General features: G+C 56.5%; 1 rRNA gene. It reads left to right on the top strand.

Features of this window, described 5'->3' with window-relative positions:
• A 23S ribosomal RNA gene (locus tag ACTQZM_RS12120) occupies positions 1-331 on the top strand; the annotation flags it as partial.

Genomic DNA, 331 nt, shown 5'->3' with positions numbered 1-331 from the left:
TGTACCGCATGTACAGGATAGGTAGGAGCCGTAGAAGTCGGGACGCCAGTTTCGACTGAGGCGCTGGTGGGATACTACCCTTGCGTTATGGCCACTCTAACCCGCACCACTGATCGTGGTGGGAGACAGTGTCAGATGGGCAGTTTGACTGGGGCGGTCGCCTCCTAAAAGGTAACGGAGGCGCCCAAAGGTTCCCTCAGAATGGTTGGAAATCATTCGCAGAGTGTAAAGGCAGAAGGGAGCTTGACTGCGAGAGCTACAACTCGAGCAGGGACGAAAGTCGGGCTTAGTGATCCGGTGGTTCCGCATGGAAGGGCCATCGCTCAACGGA

The organism is Enterococcus cecorum (assembly GCF_052119425.1).
GTDB classification, from domain to species: Bacteria; Bacillota; Bacilli; order Lactobacillales; family Enterococcaceae; genus Enterococcus_E; species Enterococcus_E cecorum_C.
The sequence above is the reverse complement of the archived record's forward strand: the minus strand, read 5'-3'. Positions and strand labels throughout refer to the sequence as shown.